At 64.2% G+C, this 4,199-nt stretch carries 3 protein-coding genes; all 3 read right to left on the bottom strand.

What is annotated here, in order from left to right:
- On the bottom strand, positions 1 to 1,691 hold a 1,691-nt coding region (locus AC1DS3_RS35890; RefSeq protein WP_477129066.1), incomplete at its 3' end, for an Ig-like domain repeat protein.
- Positions 1,692 to 2,057: 366 nt separating this feature from the next.
- Positions 2,058 to 3,482 carry an HlyD family type I secretion periplasmic adaptor subunit gene (locus AC1DS3_RS35885; protein ID WP_441641233.1) on the bottom strand — a complete coding sequence of 475 codons (1,425 nt, stop codon included), beginning with the start codon at positions 3,480 to 3,482 and terminating at the stop codon, positions 2,058 to 2,060.
- A partial coding sequence (locus AC1DS3_RS35880) for an ATP-binding cassette domain-containing protein (protein ID WP_477129065.1) occupies positions 3,466 to 4,199 on the bottom strand: 734 nt, incomplete at its 5' end. The genes AC1DS3_RS35880 and AC1DS3_RS35885, both read right to left, overlap by 17 nt.

Here is a 4,199-nt window from a genome sequence, read left to right as displayed (position 1 = left end):
GCGCTGAGGTTGCCCTCGCCGTCGGTGGCGGTCGCCGCCACGCTCAGCGTGAAGTTGGCGTCGTTGGTCGGCGTGATCGTCAGTGAGCCTAATGTCCAGCCATGGACATCGACCGCGGTGTGGCCAGCCGAAGCGGTGAAGCTGTGGCTGCCGTCGCTCAACGTGGCCCCCAGCGGGATCGCGCCGACCAGCAGCGAGGCCAGGCCATTGCTGTCGCCGGCCAGGCCGTTGACCGTGGCGCCCAGGTTCAGCGCAATCGCCGCGCCCTCGACCCCGCTCTCCGCTACCGGCGCCAGGGTGGGCGCCAGCGGATTGACCGTCACCGCCTCGGTCGCGGTGGTGGTGGTGCTGAGGTTGCCTTCGCCGTCGGTGGCGGTGGCCGCCACGCTMAGCGTGAAGTTCGCGTCGTTGGTCGGCGTGATCGTCAGTGAGCCTAGCGTCCAGCCATGGACATCGACCGCGCTGTGGCCGGCCGAAGCGGTGAAGCTATGACCACCCACGCCGTCGCTCAGCGTGGCCCCGACCGGGATCGCACTGACGACCAGCGAAGCCAGGCTGTTGCCGTCGCCGGCCAGGCCGTTGACCGTCGCGCCGAGGTTCAGCGCGATCGCAGCGCCCTCGACCCCGCTCTCGGCCACCGGCGCCAGGGTCGGCGCCAGCGGATTGACCGTCACCGCCTCGGTTGCGGCGGACATATTGCCGGCCGTGTCAGTTACCTGGACGCTCAGCGTGAAGTTGGCGTCATTGCTTGGCGTGATCGTCAGTGAACCCAGCGTCCAGCTGTGGACATCGACCGCGGTGTGGCCGGCCGAAGCGGTGAAGCTATGACCACCAGCGCCATCGCTTAGCGTGGCGCCGGCCGGGATCGCGCTGACCACTAGCGAGGCCACACTGTTGCCGGGGCCGAACGCCGCCGCCGAGAGCGTGCCCAGCGCGATCGACGAGCCCTCGATCCCCGCCTGAGTAGCGGACGCCCACATTACCGCAGGCGCTCCAGTGTCGAGCGCAAAGGTGACGCTGGTGGCCGATGAGATGTTGCCGTTCACGTCGATCTGGCGCACCTGCAGGTTGTTCATACCCTCCGCCGAGCTAAAACTATTATTCCAGYGTGCGCCGCCGTCGATGCTGTACTGGACCGTCGCGCCGTGCGCGATCCCACTCAGGCATAGCGTGCCATCCCTGGTGATATTGTCCGTGCTTGATGTACCGCTGTCATGCGCGAGGGTCACCCCGGGTCTGGGGGGGGCGATTTCCACGTATGCGGTGGCCCAACTGAGGGTTCCATTGCCGAGCCGGATGGCGTACGTAAAGCTGTCCGTTGCGTACCCGAGGTCGCGGTAGCTACTGGAGAGCCAGGCTGGATCCAGTGTGCGCGCGTCGTAGCCGACTTTTCCATCCGACGTAATCCAGATGTGCGCGCCGCGATCGCTGTGATCTGTGCTTAGCGCCTCCGTCCTGGCCGTGTCCTGGGTCAAAAGCGCGGCTTGCTCCAAGGCGATAGTCGTCTCGTTACCGGCATCGATCGAGTAGAGCGTCTTAGCTGCCCCCCCGAGATCATTAGCCATGACGCTCAGGTAAACCGTGCCTAGCGAGTTATCCGTGAGGCCAGTCATGGCCGCGGTAAACACGTCGTCCGTCGCTTGCGGCGTGTTGGAGATGGAAGTCGAAGTACCGTTTGTGTTCGTAGCCATGACGTGCTCCGTGAGCGTTGCCGGGATTCAGAAATGAAAGCGCCCTGCCGCTGAACTGGCACATTGCGTCCCCAACCTGATGCGCGGACCCTCCGTGCCTGCGAACGCAGGACACGGACCTTCAGTAGAATCGACTCGATGCGGGTAACCCTTCCAGATTGGCAGGCCAACGCAATCGCAAAGCAATTCCCCGAGCACCACAAGGGCTTGCAGAGCCGAGGAGTGATCGCCATCTGCCGCCTCATCGTGATGCGTGGCAATCAGTATGTTGTTACCGGGAGTAGCGGTAATGGCGACCATGCTTGTTTCCCTTGAAGCGCCCGGCATCGTGGGCAAGGCAGCTATCAATTCTTGTCGGCAATACGGCTAACGCTCACGCAGCGCCGTGTCTTTGGTTTTAATGATCGGTTTGAGCAAATAATGCAGTACGGTCTTCTGGCCTGTTCGGATGTCAACGGTGGCGACCATGCCGGGTAGGATCGGAACGGGTCCGCTCTGCCCGCTCGACCTGTTTTGCCTGGTGCGCACCAGGATCCGATAGTAGGCTTCGGGTTTTTCACCCGGTTTTTCCGGAGTCAGCGTATCGGCGCTGATATGTTCGAGCGTGGCGGGAAAACCACCGAAGATGGAATAGTCGTAGGCCGACAGTTTGACTGTCGCCTCCTGACCAGGATGCAGAAAGGCGACGTCCGCGGGGCGCACACGCGCTTCGATCAGCAGTGTGTCATCCAGCGGCACGATCTCCATGAGCTCCATGCCCGGCTGGACCACGCCCCCCACAGTGTTGATCTTGATCTGCTTGACGACGCCCGCCACCGGGGCCCGTACAATGGCGTGTACGACCCGGTCTTCCAGTGCGGTGTTAGCAGCGCTCAGCGCGGCCTGCTCGGCGCGCGCCTGGTTGAGGTCCCGCATTGCGTCGGCGCGAAAGTGCGCGCTCATTTCGTCGATCTTCTGGCGCACTTCGCGGTATGCGGCATCCAGCCGCGGCAGCGCCAGCCTGGTCACGCTGAGCTCGCCCGCCAGGTCATTGGCCTCCCGTTCCAGCCTCAGCAGCTCCACGTCGGAAACGACGCCCTTCTGGGCAAGTGGGCGGGTCATGGCCAGCTCCTTCGCAACCAGCGTGTAGCTGTGCTGCAATTGCGCCTCGCGCGAGCGCTTCTCCGCGAGTTCCTGCCGGCGTTGGTCGGCCTGTTGCCGCAGCACGGCCAGGCTGGCCTGCAATTCCCGTTGGCGGGACTCGAACAGGCTCTGCTCTTCGGCAACGAACTTCACGCTTTCCTTCCCGCCCGGTTGGCGCGTCGTGACGAAGGGTGTGCCGCCGGCCTCGGCTGCCAGGCGCGCCATTCTGGCAATCAGGACGTCATCCTTCGCCTGGCCCTCCTTGTACGAGGCACTGAAGCGGGTGTCGTCGATGCGCATCAACGGCTGGTTTTTCTGCACGATCTCGCCCACCCGGACCAGGATCTCCGAAACCACTCCGCCATCGGGGTTCTGCACCGTCTGAACCTGGCTGGATGGAATGACTTTGCCCTCCCCTACCGTCACTTCATCCACCTTGGCCAAGGCGGCCCAAGTGAGCGCCAGAATGAGAAAGGCGAACGTCGACCAGAGGATCCAGTGGGTGAAATGGCGCGGCCCTTCCATGATCACCGCGCTGCTTTCCCGCATGAACTCGGTATCGTCCGCACGCGGTGTGAGCGCCGCGACAATTCGACCGAGCCACCCTTTGCGTTCACCCCGGCCTGCCGGTGGCTTGTCAGTGCACGGCGATTCAAGCGGCTGCGACATGGAGCGTCCTCCCTGCAAGAGCCGCCAGTACCGCGTCCCGGGGGCCGTCGGCAACAACGCGGCCGTGATCCATCACGATCAGACGATCGACCAGGCTGAGCAATGATGCGCGGTGTGTGACCAGCAGCAGGGTGCGGCCACCAAGCTGGGCCGCAAGCCTGGCCTTGAGCAGTTCCTCCGAGCGGTTGTCCATCGCGCTGCTCGGCTCGTCCAGTAGCAGCACCGGTGGCGCGAGAAGCTCAGCCCGGGCGATGGCGATAGCCTGCCGTTGCCCGCCAGACAGGCTTTCACCGCGCTCGCCCACCGGCAGATCGAAGCCGTTCGGCGACCCATTGACGAATTCGGTGACACCCGCGATCTGCGCCGCGCGCAGCACCGCCGCGTCGTCCGCGAAGGGCGCGCCCAGCACGATGTTTTCGCGCACGCTGCCATTGAACAGCACGATGTCCTGTGGCACGTAGCCGATATCGCGCCGCAGTGCGGCCGGATCAAACTGGCGCAATTCCGTGCCGTCTATCAGCACAGATCCCGAGTCAGGCGGGTACAGTCCCAGAACAAGTTTTTCGATAGTGGTCTTGCCTGAGCCGATACGGCCGATAAGGCCCACCCGCTCGCCCGCCGCGATACTGAATGAAACGTCGTCGAGGGCCGCACCACTCCGGCCCGGATAGGCGAAACGGACACTCCTGAATACAATGTCGCCCCGCACCCTGGGGC

Source organism: Cupriavidus sp. 01L46, assembly GCF_056399905.1.
Note: the sequence above shows the minus strand (reverse complement) of the source record. Positions and strands in the feature narration are given on the sequence as shown.

Coding starts and splice junctions, on each gene's coding strand:
- AC1DS3_RS35885 (WP_441641233.1), bottom strand. CDS start 3,482: ATGTCGCAGCCGCTTGAATCGCCGTGCACTGACAAGCCACCGGCAGGC.